Source organism: Burkholderia sp. AU15512 (assembly GCF_002223325.1).
Taxonomy (GTDB): domain Bacteria; phylum Pseudomonadota; class Gammaproteobacteria; order Burkholderiales; family Burkholderiaceae; genus Burkholderia.
Window position 1 is genome coordinate 536,501 of sequence record NZ_NKEX01000006.1, and the last position, 19,297, is coordinate 555,797.

At 66.9% G+C, this 19,297-nt stretch carries 15 protein-coding genes and 1 pseudogene; 7 read left to right on the forward strand and 9 right to left on the reverse strand.

Features of this window, described 5'->3' with window-relative positions; genetic code table 11:
* Positions 1-156: 156 nt before the first annotated feature.
* The gene (asnB, locus tag CFB43_RS21775) at positions 157-2,124 is read left to right on the forward strand and encodes an asparagine synthase (glutamine-hydrolyzing) (protein WP_089496521.1); all 1,968 of its coding nucleotides are present in this window, start codon (positions 157-159) and stop codon (positions 2,122-2,124) included.
* A 19-nt stretch (positions 2,125-2,143) separates the two neighbouring features.
* Here asnB and CFB43_RS21780 read toward each other — a convergent pair.
* The 4 genes and pseudogenes from CFB43_RS21780 to CFB43_RS21795 all read right to left on the reverse strand — a co-directional run.
* Positions 2,144-2,335: pseudogene (locus tag CFB43_RS21780) on the reverse strand (lytic transglycosylase); the annotation flags it as partial.
* A gap of 513 nt (positions 2,336-2,848) precedes the next feature.
* The gene (locus CFB43_RS21785) at positions 2,849-3,247 is read right to left on the reverse strand and encodes a winged helix-turn-helix domain-containing protein (RefSeq protein WP_089496522.1); all 399 of its coding nucleotides are present in this window, start codon (positions 3,245-3,247) and stop codon (positions 2,849-2,851) included.
* 467 nt (positions 3,248-3,714) lie between these two features.
* Complete coding sequence (locus tag CFB43_RS21790; RefSeq protein WP_089496523.1) at positions 3,715-5,925, reverse strand: xanthine dehydrogenase family protein molybdopterin-binding subunit; 2,211 nt, start codon at positions 5,923-5,925, stop codon at positions 3,715-3,717.
* A gap of 2 nt (positions 5,926-5,927) precedes the next feature.
* On the reverse strand, positions 5,928-6,389 hold the full coding sequence (locus CFB43_RS21795; protein ID WP_089496524.1) for a (2Fe-2S)-binding protein: 462 nt from the start codon (positions 6,387-6,389) through the stop codon (positions 5,928-5,930).
* 468 nt (positions 6,390-6,857) lie between these two features.
* Here CFB43_RS21795 and CFB43_RS21805 point away from each other — a divergent pair, with 468 nt between their 5' ends.
* Positions 6,858-7,781, forward strand: coding sequence for an AraC family transcriptional regulator (locus CFB43_RS21805; protein WP_089475257.1), 924 nt, complete (start codon positions 6,858-6,860; stop codon positions 7,779-7,781).
* A gap of 44 nt (positions 7,782-7,825) precedes the next feature.
* Here the strand turns inward: CFB43_RS21805 and CFB43_RS21810 are convergent, their stop codons facing one another.
* The 5 genes from CFB43_RS21810 to CFB43_RS21830 are packed head-to-tail and all read right to left on the reverse strand — an operon-like array spanning position 7,826 to position 14,411.
* Positions 7,826-10,486: a glycosyltransferase gene (locus CFB43_RS21810; protein ID WP_089496525.1), complete on the reverse strand. Its 2,661-nt coding sequence runs from the start codon at positions 10,484-10,486 to the stop codon at positions 7,826-7,828.
* Positions 10,487-10,512: 26 nt separating this feature from the next.
* Positions 10,513-11,916 carry a UDP-glucose dehydrogenase family protein gene (locus CFB43_RS21815; RefSeq protein ID WP_144023089.1) on the reverse strand — a complete coding sequence of 468 codons (1,404 nt, stop codon included), beginning with the start codon at positions 11,914-11,916 and terminating at the stop codon, positions 10,513-10,515.
* A 35-nt stretch (positions 11,917-11,951) separates the two neighbouring features.
* A complete protein-coding gene (galE, locus tag CFB43_RS21820; RefSeq protein WP_089496526.1) occupies positions 11,952-12,941 on the reverse strand; it encodes a UDP-glucose 4-epimerase GalE in 990 nt (329 codons plus the stop codon).
* Positions 12,938-13,945: a UDP-glucuronic acid decarboxylase family protein gene (locus CFB43_RS21825; RefSeq protein WP_089496527.1), complete on the reverse strand. Its 1,008-nt coding sequence runs from the start codon at positions 13,943-13,945 to the stop codon at positions 12,938-12,940. Before CFB43_RS21825 ends, galE begins: the two co-directional genes overlap by 4 nt.
* Entirely contained in the window at positions 13,938-14,411 is a 474-nt protein-coding gene (locus CFB43_RS21830) for a hypothetical protein (RefSeq protein ID WP_256990104.1), read from the reverse strand. The genes CFB43_RS21825 and CFB43_RS21830 overlap by 8 nt, the downstream gene beginning before the upstream one ends.
* A 147-nt stretch (positions 14,412-14,558) precedes the next feature.
* Here CFB43_RS21830 and CFB43_RS38480 point away from each other — a divergent pair, with 147 nt between their 5' ends.
* From CFB43_RS38480 to CFB43_RS21860, 5 genes are all read left to right on the forward strand, one after another.
* On the forward strand, positions 14,559-15,155 hold the full coding sequence (locus CFB43_RS38480; RefSeq protein ID WP_179254882.1) for a hypothetical protein: 597 nt from the start codon (positions 14,559-14,561) through the stop codon (positions 15,153-15,155).
* Between the two features lie 879 nt (positions 15,156-16,034).
* The gene (locus CFB43_RS21845; protein WP_089496530.1) at positions 16,035-16,358 is read left to right on the forward strand and encodes a hypothetical protein; all 324 of its coding nucleotides are present in this window, start codon (positions 16,035-16,037) and stop codon (positions 16,356-16,358) included.
* A gap of 112 nt (positions 16,359-16,470) precedes the next feature.
* The gene (locus CFB43_RS21850; RefSeq protein WP_089496531.1) at positions 16,471-17,061 is read left to right on the forward strand and encodes a hypothetical protein; all 591 of its coding nucleotides are present in this window, start codon (positions 16,471-16,473) and stop codon (positions 17,059-17,061) included.
* A 74-nt stretch (positions 17,062-17,135) separates the two neighbouring features.
* Positions 17,136-17,417: a hypothetical protein gene (locus tag CFB43_RS21855; RefSeq protein ID WP_039360925.1), complete on the forward strand. Its 282-nt coding sequence runs from the start codon at positions 17,136-17,138 to the stop codon at positions 17,415-17,417.
* A gap of 44 nt (positions 17,418-17,461) precedes the next feature.
* Positions 17,462-19,204 (forward strand): chemotaxis protein CheA, encoded by a 1,743-nt coding sequence (locus CFB43_RS21860; protein ID WP_089496532.1) that lies wholly within the window; start codon positions 17,462-17,464, stop codon positions 19,202-19,204.
* Positions 19,205-19,297 lie beyond the last annotated feature (93 nt).

Here is a 19,297-nt window from a genome sequence, read left to right on the forward strand (position 1 = left end):
GACGCTTGACAGCGTTTTTTTCGAGTGATTGCGGCATTCACCAGTGAATTATTGCTGATTTATTTCTTCGTAATATGGCTCGACCGTCACGCCGGACGGCGGGCCGCGAGGTTGCGCCATGCGTGACGGAACTGGTCAACAGGGGCAGACAAATCAATGTGCGGAATCGACGGCTTTCTGAATAGCGTCGCCTTCGATGAGGAGACAGCGCGCGGCACGCTCGCGCGCATGACGGCAAGCCTCGCGCATCGCGGGCCCGACGGACAGGGGATCTGGGTCGATCCGGAAGCCGGCATCGCGCTCGGCCACCGGCGGCTCGCGATCCTCGACCTGTCGGTGCACGGCCGACAGCCGATGGCATCCACGTGCGGCCGCTACGTCATGGTCTTCAATGGCGAAATCTACAACCATCGCGAACTGCGCGCGGAGCTCGAGCGCGCGGGTCGCGCACCGGCGTGGCGTGGCCACTCCGACAGCGAGGTGCTGATCGCGGCGATCGTCGCGTGGGGTGTCGAGGCGACGTTGCGGCGCGCGACCGGCATGTTCGCGATCGCGCTGTGGAATCGCGAATCGCGGGTGCTGACGCTCGCGCGCGACCGGATCGGCGAGAAGCCGCTCTACTATGGCCGGATCGGCGACGCGCTCGTGTTCGCGTCCGAGCTGAAGGCGCTGCGCGGCTATCCGGGCTTCGACGGCGCGATCGATCGCGACGCGTTGTGCCTGTACCTGCGCCAGTCGAGCGTGCCCGCGCCGCATACGATCTATCGTGGCATCCGCAAGTTGCCGCCCGGCACGTATATCCAGTTCGAGCATGCGCGCGACACGCCGCGCCTGCGGGCGTACTGGACGCTCGATCAGGCGATCGAGGATGGTCGCGCGCAGCCGTTCGAGGGCAACGCCGACGAGGCCGTCGGCCAGCTCGACGCGGTCTTGCGCCAGGCCGTCGCGCGGCAGATGGAGGCCGACGTGCCGCTCGGTGCGTTCCTGTCGGGCGGCATCGATTCGTCGACGATCGTCGCGCTGATGCAGGCGCAATCGTCGACGCCGGTCGATACGTTCACGATCGGCTTCCATGAAGCCGGCTACGACGAAGCCGGGTATGCGAAGGCGGTTGCGCGTCATCTCGGCACGCGTCATACCGAGCTCTACGTCACGGCCGACCACGCGCTCGGCGTCGTGCCGAAGCTGCCGTCGATCTACGACGAGCCGTTCTCCGATGCGTCGCAGATCCCGACCTTTCTCGTGTCCGAGCTGACGCGCCGGCACGTGAAGGTGAGCCTGTCCGGCGACGGCGGCGACGAGCTGTTCGGCGGCTATACGCGCTACTTCCTGACGCCGCGCCTGTGGCGCAAGCTGCATCGTGTCCCCGGTGCCGTGCGCGCACGGATCGCCGCCGCGCTGCATGCGTTGCGGCCCGATCATGCGGACCAGCTCGCGGCCGTCGCGCAGGGTGCGTGGGGCGGCGTGGAGGCACGCGAATCGGCCGCGCGCATCGGTGATCGGCTGCACAAACTCGGCCACGTGATGACGGCCGAGAGCCGCATCGGGCTGTACCGGCTGCTGATGTCGTCGGTGCATCATCCCGAGCGCCTCGCGCTGTCGGGGCAGGAGCCGGCGACGCCGCTCGACACCGTATCCGCGTGGCCCGCGCACCTGAGCTTCGCCGAGCAGGCGATGGCGATCGATACGCTCACGTACCTGCCGACCGACATCCTCGCGAAAGTCGATCGCGCGGCGATGGCCGTGAGCCTCGAAACGCGCATGCCGTTCCTCGATCATCACGTCGTCGAGTTCGCGTGGCGCGTGCCGGCGGCGGTGCGTTTGCCGGAAGGGCAATCGAAGGCGCTGCTGCGCCGGCTGCTCGACCGGTACGTGCCGTCCGCACTGATCGACCGGCCGAAGCAGGGTTTCTGCGCGCCCGTCGATCACTGGCTGCGCGGCGCGCTGCGGGATTGGGCCGAGGCGCTGCTGCGGCCGTCGCGGTTGCGCGAGGAAGGCTTCTTCGATGCGGCCGCGGTCGAGCGCCTGTGGCGGCAGCACGTGACGGGGCGGATGAACTGGCAGCACCAGTTGTGGACGGTGCTGATGTTCCAGGCGTGGCTGGAAGCGCAGCGCGCCGCATGAGGCGGCGCGCTGCGCGTCGTCACTCGTCGAGGCAGCGCATGCAGCGCTGCTTCGCGGCTTTCGAGTGCAGGCCGCGGCACATCGTCATCACGGGCCGCGCATGGCACGAAGGCGGATCGGCGGACGCCGCGGGCGATGCCTGCCGGCGTGCGCGCTCGGGCGGGGTGGTCGCGGCGGCATCCATCCGTCGTTGGCGTGCGGGTGGCGTGTCGCGCCCGGCGCTGCCTTCGTCGGGATTGCCGGGCGTCATCGACGCGACGTGCAGCGCGTCGTCGTCGGCTGCATGCGCAACGGGTGGCGGCGTGGCGCACACGAGCGCAACCAGCGCATACAGGCAGGCGACAACGGTTCGCGACGCGCGGATCTTCATGGTCATTCCGTTCGTTCCGGGGGCCGGCGGCGCGGAGGGCGCGCGGCTGCTGCGTCGATTGTAGGGACGACGAAGGCCGCGTGTCACGCCGGAATCCGTCGTCACGGGCATGGACGGTGGCATGGGCGGCGATGGACGGTGCGGGCGCGGCGAAGCGTGACGCGCGAGGACGTTCGGCTGCCGCCGCTCAAAAGCGACCGCCGCCCGGAGGCGGCGGTCGGGTCGCGACTGGCTGGCGGGCCGGGCGGCGTGCAGGCCGCGCCCGACGGGCGGGCCGCGAGGCGCTGCGGATCGCCGCAGCGCGGTGGGGGGAGCGTGGCCGGCGCGCCGCGTGCGGGCGGCGCGGGGAAAGCGTCACGCGTAGTCGGCGGCCATCACGGCCTGCGGCGCCACGCGCAGGATCGGCGCGGCTTCGTGGCGCTCGACGTGCGTCATCGCCGCACCGAACAGCACGAGACGATAGCCGACTGCGTAGATCGGGATGATCCGCAGGTTCTTGTCGTGATCGAGCTTCAGCTTCGAACGGATACGCGAGATATGGGTGTCGAGCGTGCGCGACGACACGCCGAGTTCACGGCCCCACACGGCTTCCTGGATTGCCTGCCGCGGCACGATCTTGTTCATGTTGTCGAGCAGGAATTCGACGACGTCGAATTCACGCGGCGTGACATCAATGATCTTGTTGTCGATTTCGATCGTGCGGCGCACGAAGTTGATTTTTATGTTGTCGATGTACAGGTATTTGCAATCCATGGTGGCCCTCGCATGTCCATAAAGGAGTGTTTGCGGGTCCTGTGCTGCAACTTCCGGGCCAGGGAGCGGATCGTCGGGGATCGACCGGGGGCGGCGCCAGCGCAGGCGGCGCGGCAGCCTTGAATTTAAAAGAATTTTTAACGGGAGGCGCGGGGCGTAGAGAAAACGGGGCGGGACAACCGTGAAGGATTGTTACGTAGCATCGGCGGGCGACGTTACGGGCGTTACGTCCGACGTAACGTGTGGGGCGAGGCGGGGGAATGGCATGAGGAACACGTCGCGGCGCAGGTGCGAGGTCGGCAAATCGAACCCTACATGGAACCCTACATGGGTCGATTGATTTTCAATGAAAATCAATATGTTACGGTTGATTTTTGCCGACATCGAACCCTACATCGTCAGCCTCCTGAATAAAAAACACCGGCCGCGAGACGTCTGCGCCCCGCGGCCGGCGTTCCGGCCCATCCTCAAGCCTTCGCGCTATCCGCCGAATCGAACGGCAGCACGTAATGCCGCTTGCCCGTCGCCGCGAAGATCGCGTTCGCGACCGCCGGCCCGATCGGCGCGACGCCCGGCTCGCCGACCCCGGTCGGCGCTTCGGCCGACGGCACGATATGCACCTCGACCTTCGGCATCTCGGCCATCCGCAGCACGTGGTACCCGTCGAAGTTGCGCTGCTCGACCTGGCCGTCCTTCAGCGTGATCGCGCTGTGCATCGCCGCGCCGAGCCCGAAGCCGATGCCGCCCTCCATCTGCGCGGCGACGATGTCGGGATTGATCGCGATCCCGCAATCGACCGCGCACACCACGCGCTCGACCTTCACCTTGCCGTCCGCGTCGACCGACACCTCGGCCACCTGCGCGACATAGCTCTTGAACGCTTCGGCGACCGCGATCCCGCGCCCACGGCCCTTCGGCAGCGGCTTGGCCGGGTCCCAGCCGGCCTTCTGCGCGGCGAGATCCAGCACCGCGCGCATGCGCGGCTCCTTCGCGAGCAGGTCGCGGCGGAACGCGTACGGATCCTTGCCCGCCGTGTGCGCGGCTTCGTCGATGAACGCCTCGACCGCGTACGCCGTGTGCGAGCTGCCGACCACGCGCCACCACAGCACGGGCAGGCCGACCTTGGTGGTGGTGAGCTCGACCGACACGTTCGGCACCGCGTACGGCAGGTTCGCCGCGCCCTCGACCGAGGTCGCATCCACGCCGTTCTTCACCATGAATGCCTCGAACGGCGTGCCGGCGAGGATCGACTGGCCGACGATCCGGTGGCGCCAGCCGACCAGCTTGCCGTCCGCGGTCAGCCCCGCGTCGAGCTTGTGGAAGTACATCGGCCGGTAGAAGCCGCCCTGGATGTCGTCCTCGCGGGTCCACTGCAGCTTCACGGGCTTGCCGTCCGCGCCGAGCGCCTTGGCGATCGACACGGCCTCGACCACGTAGTCCGACCACGCGTTCGCGCGCCGGCCGAAGCTGCCGCCCGCGTACAGCGTGTGGATCTGCACCTGCTCGGGCTTCAGGCCGGCCGTCCGGGCCGCGTTGGCCTGGTCGACGGTCTGGAACTGGTCGCCGGCCCAGATTTCGCAGCTGTTCGCCGTCAGCTTGACGACCGCGTCGAGCGGCTCCATCGGCGCGTGCGCGAGATACGGGAATTCGTACGTCGCGCTGATCTTGCGCGCCGCGCCCGTGATCGCCGCGTCGGCATCGCCGTCCTTGCGCGCCGACGTGCCCGGCTTGTCGGCGAGCTGCCGGTATTCGCGCATGATCTCGTCCGAGCCGCGCTTTTCGGCGTTCGTTTCGTCCCATTCGATCTTCAGTGCGTCGCGGCCCTGCTTCGCGGCCCAGAAGCCGGTGCCGACGACGGCGACGCCGCCCGGCACCTGCACGACCGACACGACGCCCGGCACGGCCTTGGCCGCCGTCGCATCGAACGACTTCACCTTCGCGCCGAAGCGGGGCGGGCGCTGCAGCAGCGCGACGCGCATCCCGGGGACGGTCGTGTCGAGCGTGAAATGCGCGGTGCCGTTCGATTTGGCCGACGCGTCGACGCGCGGAATGGGGTGACCGATCAGCTTGAAATCGGCCGGCTGCTTCAGCGTGACCTTGTCCGGCACCGGCAGCTTCGACGCATCGGCGACGAGCGTGCCGTACGCGGCCGTCTTGCCGCTCTTCGCATGCGTGACGACGCCATTGGCGGTCGTCAGCTCGCTCGCCGGCACCTTCCAGCGGGCCGCCGCGGCCGAAACCAGCATCGCGCGGGCCTTGCCGCCGGCTTCGCGCAGTTGCTGCCACGAGTTCGACATGGCCGAGCTGCCGCCCGTCCCCTGCATCGTGCCGAACGCGAGGTTCGCGTAGCGTTTCGCATCGGCCGGCGCGCTTTCGACGCGCACGTGCGACCAGTCGGCGTCGAGCTCCTCGGCGACGATCGTCGCGATGCCCGTATACGCGCCCTGGCCCATTTCGACGTGCTTCGCGATGACGGTGACGGTGCCGTCGGGCGTGATGCGCAGGAATGCATTCGGCGCGAAATCGGCGGCCGGCGCGGGCGCGGCGAGCGCGCGGCGGCCGAAGCCGCTGAAGTCGAAGCCGATGGTCAGGCTGACGGCGGCCGCGGCGCCCGCGGCCTTCAGGAACGTGCGGCGCGACGGACGCACCGACCCGGTGTTGTCGAGTTCGATCGTCATGGTCAGGCTCCCAGCGTCGCGGCCGCGTCGTGGATCGCCGCCCGGATGCGGGCGTAGGTCGCACAGCGGCACAGGTTGCCGTTCATCGCGGCGTCGATGTCCGCGTCGGTCGGCTTCGGGGTCTGTTCGAGCAGCGCGGTGGCCGACATGATCTGGCCGGACTGGCAGTAGCCGCACTGCGGCACCTGGAGCTTGACCCAGGCGGCCTGCACGGCCTGCGCGGGCTTGCTCTGCAGGCCTTCGATCGTCGTGACGTGCTTGCCCGCGATGCCGGCGAGCGGCAGCACGCACGAGCGGACGGCCTGGCCTTCGAGATGCACGGTGCACGCGCCGCACTGCGCCATGCCGCAGCCGAACTTCGTGCCGGTCAGTCCCGCGTGTTCGCGAATCGCCCAGAGGACGGGCATCGACGGATCGGCGTCGAGCGTGACGTTCTTGCCGTTCAGGACAAAGGAGGTAGGCATTGTGATTGTCTCCGTGGGGGATAACCCGGCATGCGCCCGGTCACAGGGTCTGCTCACGCTCATAGCGGGCTTGCGCTGGCCCCCAGAAGGGCCGAGCGCAAGGAATGCGACGCAGCGAATACTCGACGTATTCGCAAGGAGCATGACGCCGCGATCGGCCCTTCTGGGGGCCAGCCCCACGAATGAATTTACCCAAAACAGGGGAACGTGCGTTGCCGGCCGTATTGCGGCGTCGATCGTCGCTTGTTTGGCTCGGCCAAACGGCGCTCCTCACTCCTTGCACTACGACCGGCAACGCACGTTCGCAAGCCCGCTATGAGCGTGAGCAGGCCCTGAGTGTGCGCGAGGCATCGGTTTTTGCGTCTACCCAATCCTGCAAATTTATTGAACAATCCTGCAAATCCCCGGCAGGCGGCGGGCGGTTTCGCTATGCTCCCGCGACATGAGGAAATTGATCGAGGAAGCGTCATGGACATGACCGATATCGTGGCGTCGCGCGCATCCGGGCAGCGCGAGCTGGCGACGCTGATCAGCCGCTTCGCGCCCGCGGACGGCTCGCATTCAACGGCCGTGCCGGGTTTGATGCTGCACCGGCACACGCGGCCGGTCGATCTCGGCTGCGGTGTGTCGCGGGCCGCGCTCGTGATCGCCGCGCAGGGCTCGAAGCGCGTGATCGTGGCCGGTCAGGCTTACGAGTACGACGCGCAGAATTGCCTGATTACCTCCATCGACTTGCCGATCCTGTCGCGCGTGACGAGCGCGTCGCCGGACGCGCCGTACCTGTGCCTGTCGCTGACGCTCGATCCGCAGCGCATCGTCGAGCTCGCGGCCGAGATGCGGCTGCCCGAACCGGACGCGGGCCCCGAAGGCGAGGGGATCGCGCTCGCCGAGCTGACGCCGCCGCTGCTCGATGCCGCGCTGCGGCTGATGCGGCTGCTCGATACGCCGGCCGACATTGCGGTCGTCGCGCCGCTGATCGAAAAGGAACTGCTGTACCGGCTGATGACGAGCGGGCAGGGCACGCGGCTGCGGCACATGGCGATCGCGGGCAGCCAGACGCACCGGATCGCCCGCGCGATCGAATGGATCCGCGATCACTTCGCCGAGCCGATGCGCGTCGAGTCGCTCGCGCAGGCGGTCAACATGAGCGTGTCGTCGCTGCACCATCATTTCAAGCACGTGACGACGCTGAGCCCGCTGCAGTACCAGAAGCAGTTGCGGTTGCACGAGGCGCGACGGCTGCTGCTGCGGCAGGGCGGCGACGTCGGGTCAGTGGCCGCCGTCGTCGGCTACGAAAGCGCGTCGCAGTTCAGCCGCGAATACAGCCGGCTGTTCGGCGCGCCGCCGATGCGCGACGTCGTGCAGTTGCGCAGGAAGGAACTGCTCGGCTGACGGCCGATCGCTGAAAGCCGGCGCGCCGTCGCTCGCCGTGCCGGTCACCTGGCGACCACCGTCGTCTGCAGGAAGGCCGGCGCGATCCGCCAGTCCGGCACGTAATGCACGGGCCACGCGCCGGGCGTATCGACCGCGTTGAAATACACCACGGCCTTCAGCAGCGGATAACGCCACAGCGACCGCTGGAATTCGTCGAGTGCCTCGCGCTTGCGCGAACTCGACCCGTCGACGCCGAGCTCCGTGACCATCACCGGCAGCCCGTAGTCGGCCACCCGCTCGTACTTGGTCCGCAGGATGCTCGCGGCGGACGCGTGGCCGCCGGCCGGCCAGCTCGCGCAGCGCGGGCAGTCGAACACGGACAGGCCGATGTCGTCCACATAGCCGCGGCCCGGGAAATAGTCGTCGAGGTTCCGGTTGCCGGCCGGCGACCACACGAAGCGGATCTGGTCGGTCATCGCGCGGCAGGCGGTCACGACCCGCCGGTACGCCTGCACGTAAGCCGATGCATCGCCGATGGCCCACGGATAGCGCCCGGTGTCGGCCTCCATCTCGTGGCCCCAGCGCACGAACACGGGGTGCTTCAACGCGGCCAGCGCCGAACAGGTGGCCGCGATCCGCGCGTCGTAGCGGCCGTGCGCGATATCGTCGAGCAGCGCGCGTTGCCGCGTGTCGCCGGCCGCCCAGGGCTCGACGGTCAGCATCAGCGCGCGGTTGCGCGCCTGCGCGCGCCGGTACGCATCGTCGATTTCCGCGCGGATGTCGGGTGCGTTCCACGACACGAACACATGGTCGAACGCGAGATTCCGCTCACCCGCGAGCGTGTTCTCGGGATCGTAGGCGCCGAGTTCGGGCTGCTTCACCGGTTCGCCCGGCACGGGCGCGACCACGGCCGGCAAACCCGAGCGCCACATCATCGCCTGCCAGCCTTTCGGCGCGCGCAGCCCGATGCCCGACAGCAGTATCGCGAGCGCGATCACGAACAGCGCGTTGCGCACGGGCAGGCGGCTGAAGAACATCTGCCTGAACGCCGACCACGCGAGCCCTTGCTCCCGGCCGTGATTCACCGCGACGACGGCCGCGATCACCAGATACAGGATGCTCGTCAGCGTCGAGAACAGATAGAAGCCGGCGGCGTTGCGCGGATCCTCGACCGTGACGACGGGCAGGCTGCAGAACAGCGAGATCAGCAGATACGGGGCGACCACGCGCAGCGGCGCGTCCTGTTCGATCGCGCCGCCCTTCGGCGTGACCTTGAACGGAAATTCCTTGCCGCGCACGCAGTCGAGCACCGCCGACACGCAGCCGAGCACGACCCACGGCCAGCGTGCGAACACGAACGACAGGCTTTCCCACGACAGCAGTTTCGTATTCAGCGGGCGGCACGACTGGGTCGAATGCGTGGCCCAGGTCACGACGCACAGCAGCAGCACGGCCAGCGGCAGCGCGTAGGTGAGGTACGTGAGGTAGTCGACGTGCGCCCACACGCGGCCGGTCAGCAGCGCGACGACTGGAATCACGACGCCGCCGGCCATCGCGAGCGCGCACAGCGGGTACCACATCTGGCAGAACAGGAACTGCGCCTTCAGCTTCAGCGGCAGCCCCATGAAATAGTGGCGCGTGTAGCGCAGCATGATGATCATCACGCTCTTGGACCACTGGAATTCCTGCGTGGCCAGGTCGCCGAACGTGCGCGGCCCTTCGCCGTTCGCGATCGCGTTCAGCGCATGCATGCCGCGCCAGCCCTTCGAATTGAAGATCATCGTGGTCGAGTGATCCTCGGCGAGCTCGGGCCCGAGCCCGCCGATCTCGCGCAGCGCGCGGCAGCGCACCGCATAGTGCGAGCCGATGCACAGCGGCGCGAGGCCGCCCGCATAGCCGGCCTGCATCGTGCCGTGCAGCGGCCCCTCGACGTTCACGCGCCCGCGTGCGCTCCAGCTCATGGCCGCATTGCTGTCGCAGATGCTCGGCGCCGACACGTAGCCGACTGCCGGATCGATGAACGGCCGCAGCATCTCCTCGAGATAGGTGCGGGTCGGCACATGATCGGCGTCGAGCTGCGACACGAAATCGTAGTGGTCGTAGCCGACCCTGTCGTAGAAGTACGCGAGATTGCCTTCCTTGCACTGGGTCCGGCGCGGCCAGCTCGTCCGGTGGTACGCGGCGATGCCGCGCCGCGTCGACACGAATACACCGTGTTCGCGGCACCAGTCGAGCGTCTCGGGCGACGGGTCTTCATCGGCGAGCCATGTATCGTGCGGGTAGGTCTGGTCGAGCATCGCCAGCAGCGTCGTGCGGACGATGTCGAACGGCTCGGACGGCGCCTTGGTGACGACCATCGCGACGCGCCAGTCGCGCGGCACCGGCAGCGCGGGGTTCGGCACGACCGCCGAGCGGATGATGAAGATGAAGTAGCCGGGAATGAAGGTAGTCCAGAACAGCACGAAGCAGTTGACGCCGAAGCGGAAGGCGTCGACGTAGTGCTCGTCGCGCAACCACCAGCGCCAGAAGATGCCCAGCGCGACGAACCAGGCCAGCGCGAGGAGGTGGAAGACGATGCGGGTGCCGCTGTCCATCAACGGAACGACGAGCGGCACATCCGCGCTCGTCGATGCGGTGCGATCCGCGTCGGCACCGGCGGCATCGTTGGTGTCGGCGGTATCCGGCGCAAGGCCGCCCGCAAGCGACGCAACCAGCTTCTTCATGGTGCTCTCCCGTCAAGGTCAGATCATCAGTCTTGAAGCAGGCTGCGTGGCAGCCGGGTGTCCTCGCTGGCAGGCGGTTGTTCCGGTGCCGGGTCGGCCGGCATGCGTTCGCCGCACGCGCGGCCCACGCGCTCGTAGCGGCGAAAGCCGCTGTCGACGGCGAGCCGTTCGCTGAACAGGTTGCGCATGTCGAGCATCACGGGATCGGCCATGTGATCCGCGAGGTCGGCGAGATCGAGTGCCTCGAACGCTTTCCATTCCGTCATCACGACGACGGCGTCCGCGCTGCGCACCGCGTCGATCGCGGAGCCTTCCATGAATACCTGCGGCAGCAGTCGCGACGCTTCGTGCGGACGCGCCGGGTCGTACGCGCGGATATGCGCGCCCGCGCCGACGAGCAGCTGGATCACGTCGATGCTCGGGCTTTCGCGCACGTCGTCGGTCTGGCCTTTGAACGTGAGGCCGAGCACCGCGATGCGCTTGTCCTTGATCGAGCCGCCGCAGGCTTTCTCGATGCGGCGCAGGATCTGCTCCTTGCGCAGCGCATTCGATTCGATTGCCGCGCTGACGATGCGCAGCGGCACCGCATGTTCGGAAGCCGTCGCCTTCAGCGCGCGCGTGTCCTTCGGGAAGCACGAGCCGCCCCAGCCGGGGCCGGCCTTCAGGAACGACGCGCCGATGCGGCGGTCGAGGCCCATCCCGTTCGCGACCAGCTCGACATCGGCGCCGACGGCTTCGCACAGGTCCGAGATCTCGTTGATGTAGCTGATCTTCACCGCGAGGAACGCATTCGCCGCGTATTTCACGAGTTCGGCCGTTTCGATCTCGGTCGCGAGCACGAGATGGCCCATCGCTTCCAGCGGCGCATAGATGGCCGTCATGATCTCGATCGCACGCGGATGCTCGGCACCGAACACGACGCGGTCCGGGTGCATGAAATCGTCGATCGCCGAGCCTTCGCGCAGGAATTCCGGATTCGATGCGATCGTCGCGTCGATGCCGTCCGGCGCGCAGCGTTCGACGATCCGCTTGACGATCCGGTTGGTGCCGACCGGCACCGTCGACTTCGTGACGACGACCGCGAAGCCGGTCAGGTTCGACGCGATCTCGCGCGCGGCCGCCTCGACGTACCGCAGGTCCGCCTGGTCGGTGCCCGGCAGCGTCGGCGTGCCGACCGCGATGAATACCGCGTCGCGATCGCGCACGCTCGCCGCGAGGTCGCTGCTGAAGCGCAGCGTGCCGCGTTCGACGTTGCGGGCGACGACGGCGTCGAGGCCCGGTTCGTAGATCGGCATGCGGCCTTCGTTCAGCGCGTCGATCTTGCCGCGATCGTTGTCGATGCAGACGACGTCATGCCCGAGATCCGCAAAGCACGCGCCGCTGACCAGCCCGACGTAGCCCGTGCCGACGATGGCGATCCGTACCTTCATGGTGATTCCCCTGCGTGGCGTTCAAGGAAACTGGCTCAATTGCCGGATTCGAATTGCAGTGCTTTCTGAAACCACGCCGCGGCGTGTTCGACCATCGGTTCGATCGCGGTGAAACGCGGCCGCCAGCCGAGCACGAGCGCGGCTTTCGTGGCGTCGGCGTACAGCTCGGGCGGGTCGCCCGGGCGGCGCGCGGTCGTTACCGTCGGTACGCGCCGGCCCGTCACGGCTTCGACGGCGCGCAGGGCGTCGAGCACCGACGTTCCTTGGCCGGTGCCGAGATTCAGGGCGACGCTGTGGCCGCCGCCGCACAGATAGGCGGTCGCTTTCAGGTGCGCGTCGGCGAGGTCGCTCACATGCACGTAGTCGCGAATCGCCGAGCCGTCGGGCGTCGGGTAGTCGGTGCCCATCACCTGGAACGCAGGGCCGATTCCGAGTGCCGCGCGAATCGCGAGCGGCAGCGCGTGCGTTTCCGGTTCGTGGCATTCGCCGATCTCGCCGTCCGGGTCCGCGCCGGCCGCGTTGAAGTAGCGCAGCGCGACCCACTTCAGCCCATACGCGCGCTCGAAATCGGCGGCCATCCGTTCCATCGCGTACTTCGTGAAGCCGTACGGATTGATCGGGTGCTGCGGCATGCGCTCCGAGATCGGCAGCCCGTCCGGAACGCCGTAGGTCGCGCACGACGACGACATCACGATCCTGCCGATGCCCGCCGCGTGCATCGCGCTCAGCAGCGTGCAGGTGCCGGTGACGTTGACCGTGTAATAGCGGTCGGGCGCGAGCACCGAATCGCCGACGTAAGCGAGTGCGGCGAAATGGATCACGACGTCGGGCCGATGCGCGGCGAACGCCTTCGACAGCGCGTCGCGGTCGAGAATGTCGGCCGCGACGAGCGGCCCCCAGCGAACCGCGTCGCGATGGCCGGTCGACAGGTTGTCGTAGGCGACCGGTTCGTGTCCCGCTGCCGCGAGCGCCTTGCAGGTATGGCTGCCGATATAGCCCGCTCCGCCTGTCACGAGCACTTTCATGCCGTGGCCCCGGTCACGCGCAGCACCGGCTCGAGCCACAGTTCACGGCTGAAATAGTCGACGGTCCGGCGCAGCCCTTCGTCGAGATCGATGGCCGGCCGCCAGCCCAGCTCGGCCGACGCGACCGAGATGTCGGGCTTGCGCTGATGCGGATCGTCGATCGGCAGCGGCCGGAACACGATCTCCGATGTCGAGCCCGTCATCGCGAGCACTTTCTCCGCGAGCTCGATCATCGTGAATTCGCCGGGGTTGCCGATGTTGACCGGCGTGCCGACGTTGCGCTCGGCGCTCATCAGGCAGAAGAAGCCGTCGATCAGGTCGCTGGCGAAGCAGAACGAGCGGGTCTGCCGGCCGTCGCCGTAGATCTCGAGCGGCGCGCCGTGGAGTGCGCCGACGATGAAGTTCGACACGACGCGGCCGTCGCGCGGCGACATCCGCGGGCCGTAGGTGTTGAAGATGCGCGCGACACGCACGTCGATGCCGTGCGTGCGGTAGTAGTCGTAGCACAGCGCCTCGGCCGCGCGCTTGCCTTCGTCGTAGCACGCGCGCGGGCCGATCGTGTTCACGTTGCCGCGATAGGTTTCTGTCTGCGGGTGCACGTCCGGGTCGCCGTAGATCTCGCTGGTCGACGCCTGGAACACGCGTGCGCCCGTCTTGCGCGCGAGCATGAGGCAGTGGTTCATGCCGAGCACGTTGGTCATCATCGTATGAACGGGATCGACCTGGTAGGTGGCCGGCGATGCCGCGCACGCGAGATTCCAGATCTCGTCCACCTGCAGTTGCGGCAGGCCGAGCGAGACGTCGCCCTTCACGAATTCGAAGCGGCCGGACGCCTTCAGGTCGGCGACGTTGAGCTTGCGCCCCGTCAGCAGGCTGTCGATGCACGTGACGGACGCGCCTTCCATGACCAGGCGTTCGCATACGTAGCTGCCGAGAAAGCCGGCGCCGCCCGTCACCAGGACGCGCTGACCGGCGCGCGTCTCGAGCGCGACCCGGTCATTCATGGCTTTCACCTTCGTCGAGCAGCTCGAGGAACCACACGTCGATTTGCTCGACGGCGGTGCGCACGCGTTCCATCCCGCCGCACGGGTAGCGCTTCGGCAAGCGCCGGCTCGCATGGGCCGAGGTCGACGAAGCGCCGCGACAGGCGCTCCGGTTTCGCCGACTACCCCGTTGATGCTTGAACGACGCGCACGCCGATCGACCGGTGGTGATCTTCATCGCCTTTTCCCCGATACGCTGATTGACGAGCAGGCCGCCGTCCGTGATCTTGTGCCTCGGCGTGCCGCTCGGTGAGAGCCGGAGATCAGGCAATCGGCATGCCATGAACGATGCCGTCGCGATGCGCACGGGAGCGGCGGCGCGATTGCCGCGCGATACGCGCGCTTCTGTTTCATGCATGTATCGTGGGGACAGAAAAGCGAGCGGGGAAATTGCCGGATCGATGCGAATCGATACGACGAAACGCACGATAAATCAGGCTTTTGCGGGAATGGCGCCGTCAAACAGGTGTTGAGTTTGAATGTTTCATCAATGAGAAAGGCGTGGATAAAGGATTAAAAGTGTTTCCTGAAGGTGCCGAGAATCGGGTGATTCGGTGCGTGAAAGGCGGGGCGAATGAAAGTGAAAAAAATGATGGGCGGCATGATGGGGCGCGATTTTTCATTTGTTTTAATTATTACGTCGTCACGAAAGTTTTCATTGTTACGGTCCATTTCGGCTCTCGAGCGGTGCGTGATCCTGTTGGTATTTTCACGGATGAATCAAATTCGTTTCGGTCGTCAGGAGAAATGCGTGTCGATGGCTCGCCGGAGGCTGCCGTATCGGGCTTTCGGTGCGCGGTGTCGGGCGAATCGATTCTCGTTTGTGATGGCGCAGGAAGGGGGCGCACATGCCGCGCCCCCCGGTTTGCAGGCGGAAATGCCCGCGCCGCCGGCCTTGCGCGGCAGCCCGGTTCTCAAGTTTGAAACACTCGTTCATCTGGCCGCCCGGTGCGGGCCTGCGGGCCGGATTCGTCCGTCTAATCCGGAGATTGCGTCGCGGCGCTTAACGATTGGAGCGGGTGTCAGACTGTTATTGCGATACATTCCTGAAACAAAAAATGCCGTTTCAGGTGCTGCGGGCCGCCGTGGCGGGCGTGTGCCGCGCGCAAGCTGCGGTGGAATATCGCGTGGCACGCTGCTTGCAGTATTGGACGCACCGGCGGGCGGCTGAAACGATGTAACAAAGCGGTGGGGCGGCCAACTCGTCAATAAGCAGTCGGGGAAACGGCGATGAAGACCATAAGCAGTAGCTTGATCGGTGCGTACTTTGCGCATCAATGGGGTAGTCGGAAAGGCCGGGGTGATGCTCGCGACGCTGTGCCAGCTTCGCGGGTTGCGCTGTCCCGGTTTCTTGCCCGCCGCGCGCGCCGCGTGCTGGCGCGGTTGTCGCGCCGCACGGCAGTCGGGCGACAGCGGTACTCGCTCTCATTCAGTTCACCCGGATGGATCAGGCTGTTCGTGCCGGACAGCGTGATGCCGATTCGTCCTCGGCCATGCAGGGCCGCTCCGATCGTGCGTGGCCCATGCCGGCGCCGGCCGGATTAGATCGAACAGCCTGTCGGCCGGATTATCCGGAAGACGCTTCGTCGATAGCTCAGGGAGAACACACGCCACCCGGCTGCAATGCAGGCCCTTGTCGCCCGTGTAAAAGGTGTATTTCAAGCGGCGCTGCGATTTGCGGTGGTTAATGTATTCGCGAATTTTCGATTCCGGAAACGGGATGTCGATTCATGACATGCCGTCCGGCGGGGTATCGAATATCGCAAGCCGGAAAGATGTGCGCATCGTTCCGGTTCATCAAGCAATGGTGTTTTCGATGCAAGGCCAATGTTCATAAAAATAATAGAAAACACCTACAAAAAAATTTGGATAAACAAAAATCTCGAAGCTAAGCTTCGTTTGGCCAAAATCGCAAAAAACTTGATTTAAAAGGCAATGAGATTTTATTGATTGGATAGTGATCCTTAATTTTGAGGATTGCTCAAGTCGGGAGGATCGATGGCGTGCGATCTTCCCGATTCACTCCGTCCACGCCGTTTTGGAGTCGACCATGAAGAAGCTTCTGATTGCAGCAGCAGTTCTGGCGGTTTCGGGTGCAGCGTTTGCCGGCAGCGGCACGGTGTCGAGCAGCAATTCGTCGAGCGGCGGTTCGACGATGGCTGGGGTCGCAGGGTTCGGTCATTTCTCCGCGACCGATTCCGGCTCGGCACTCGGTGCAGCCGGCGCACTGGCCGGCGGCCCGGGCAGCGGTTCGATCTCGTACACGAACCACACCCAAACGTCGACGGTTGGCGGCTTCGGCTTCGGTGGAGCACAAGCGACTGGCAGCAGCGGCGCGAATGCCGGTTCGATCGGCTGGACGTATCACCACTAAGCCGCGACGCGTAGCGTTCGTCATTGGCTGGCGGTACGGATGCCGGGTTTCGTCCGATGGGGGGCAGGCCCGGCTCCGCCACCGCCGAACTTCATCACAGCAAGGGATTGCTATGAAAGCCAACGTGATATTAGCGACAGCGCTCACCGTCTTGTCGTCGGCTGCCATGGCCGCGGGACTGTCCACGACCAACCAGACGCAATCCGTTGCGTCGGGTGTTTCCGGTTCGGTGCTGGTCGGGTCCGGCAGCTATACCAGCAACTCGACTTCGACGGCGGGTGCAAGCGCTGGCAGTACGGTGACACCCGCTGGTTCCGTCGGTACGGCATCCGCCTTCCACAACTCGACCTCGACGGCCAGCGGTTCGGGCCTGAACGGGGGCGCGTACGCGGCAGGCGGCGGTATCGGTGCCGCAGCCTCGAACGGTGGAAACAGCAAAACGAACGAGAACGCGAATGCGCTATCGGGAGGGGTGAGTGCCACGATCGTACTCGGTGCGAATCACTACACGGCTTCGAGCGCGAACGACCAGGGCTATGCCAACGCGGGTGCCGCTGGGCTGACCGGCAGTGGTGGGTCAGGCGCGATCACGGGTTCGAATCACTACAACTCGTCGACCGTGTGGAGTACCGGTCCGGCCGGCTCGCCGTCCGCGGCGGGCGGAAGCCAGAGCAGTTCAAGTGCGACCGGAAGCAGTCATTAGTCAGGTGTGGGGGGACCAGTTTCCCAGCGACGCTGGTCTCTTTGCCCCACATTGTTGTCACGTAAGGAGTTGGCATGAAGCAGAAACTGATTGCCGCCGCTCTGATGCTCGCGTCTCTGACGGCGTATGGCGCTGACCGTATTGCCGACGACGTGCAATCGAATTTGCAGACGTCAAACAAACCTGACCAGACAACCAAACCGTCAGAACAACAAACGCTTTCTTCGGGCAGTGCCATCGGCGGACCCGACGCCCAGCAGTGGCAGGGCATGTCGGCAGGCTCGTGGTCCCAGCTGGGCAACGGCTGGAAACAGTTCGGGGAAGCAGGCAAAGCTGAAGGGAATCAGGGGAACTAGTACGGTTGCCTGGGTGGGAGGTCAAACCTCGTCCGGAGAGTGAAATGAACAGCAACAGGATCAAGGTGGCATGCGCTGCGATGTTCGCGATGACCACGATCGGCGCCCAGGCGCAAACCGCCGACTCGACTTCGAGCTCGCAGTCGTCGACCTCGTCGACGGCCATCAGCCAGGGCGGCGGCTCGAGCATGAACACGAACACCACGAGCTCGCGCGGCGGCAACGCCACCAGCTCCAGCGGGGTTCGCGGCAGCGGCAATTCGAGCGTGAACGTGAACGTGACGATGCCGTCCGGCACGAGTGGCGGTTCGAACGTGACGCCGCAGAGCGTCAGTTCGCTCCAGTCGTCAGGCGCACCCGGCACCAACCCGTACAACACCCAGACCTCGGAAAACGTCAATTACTCCGGGACGCAGACGATCAAGACGAACCCCTCGATCCAGGCGCCGGGGCTGACGACCACGCTGTCCGATACCTGCATGGGCTCGGTGAGCGTCGGCGTGTCGTTCCCGGGGTTCGGCGCGACGGGCGGCACGACGTTGGTCGACCAGGCCTGCGTGCGACGTCTCGATGCGCGTGAATTCCGCGCGATGGGCCTGACCGACGTGGCGCTCGCGCTGCTCTGCCAGAGCGACGCGAACCGGCGTGCGGTGGAAGCGACCGGGCACCTGTGCCCGGGCACGACCGCGCCGCTCGCCCGTTCGAACGTGGCGCCGAGCGTGGAAGCGACGGTCGCCGACGACGTGAAGTATCGCGATCCGATCGTGCGCGACCGCATGGGCTTGCCGCCGCTCGGCGCTGCCGCGCCGGCGCCGGCGCAGCCCCGTCCGGTGGCGACGAATTTTGTGCAGGCAGCACCCGTGTCGGTGCCGGTACCTGTGCCCGTGCCGTCGATGGCGCCGGTTGCCGCTGCGCCGGCTGTCGCAGCGCCGGCTGTCGCAGCTGCTGCGCCGGCAGTGGCAGCGCCTGCTGTTGCGGCCGCACCGGCCGTAGCAGTTCCCGCCGTTGCAGCCGCAGCACCCGCGGTAGCTGCCGCACCTGCAGCGTCGGTCATCCCGGCGGCTGCGATGGCGGCCGTGCCGGCTGCCGCCGTGATCGCCGCACCGGCAGTCGCGGACAAGGCATCGCAGGCGCCTGCCACACCGGTCGCCGACACGAAGGCACCCGAGCCCGTGCAGCCGGTCGCCGACAAGGCACCGGAACCCGCACCGGTGGTGGCCGACAAGGCGCCCGAACCCGCACCGGTGGTGGCCGACAAGGCACCGGAACCCGCACCGGCGGTCGCCGACAAGGCACCGGAACCGGCACCGGCGGTCGCTGACAAGGCACCGGAACCTGCACCGGCAGTTGCCGACAAGGCCCTCGAGCCTGTGCAGCCCGTCGCCGACATGGCGCCGGAGCCGATGCCGGCCGCGACCGACAACGCAGCGCAGGCCGCTGCCGCGCCGGCTGCGGACCCGACGCCGGCGGCAGCCGTCGTCGCGGCGCCCGCGGCTGAAGCCGCGATGCCCGCGCCGGCAGCCGATGCGAAGGCCGCCGAGCCGGCGCCGGTCGCCGCGGAAGCGCCCGCACCGGAAGCCGCGCAGCCTGCCGTCGCTGCGGCGCCTGCCGACATGCCGGCCGCCGACGCGAAGGCGCCGGAAGCCGCGGCTGCGCAGCCCGCCGACATGCCGGCGTTGTCCGATCCGGCGCAAGCATTGCCGCCGGCTTCGGTCGACCAGCAGGCGGCCCCGGCTGCACCGGTCGTGCCGGCTCCGGCCGTCATCTCGACGAGCACGTCGTCGTAAGCACGCGGATCGGTTTCCCGTGTGACCGGAACACCGGCCGCACGGGAGACGTTCGAACCCGATGCCCGACGGTCGTTGCCTGTTTGACGGGTG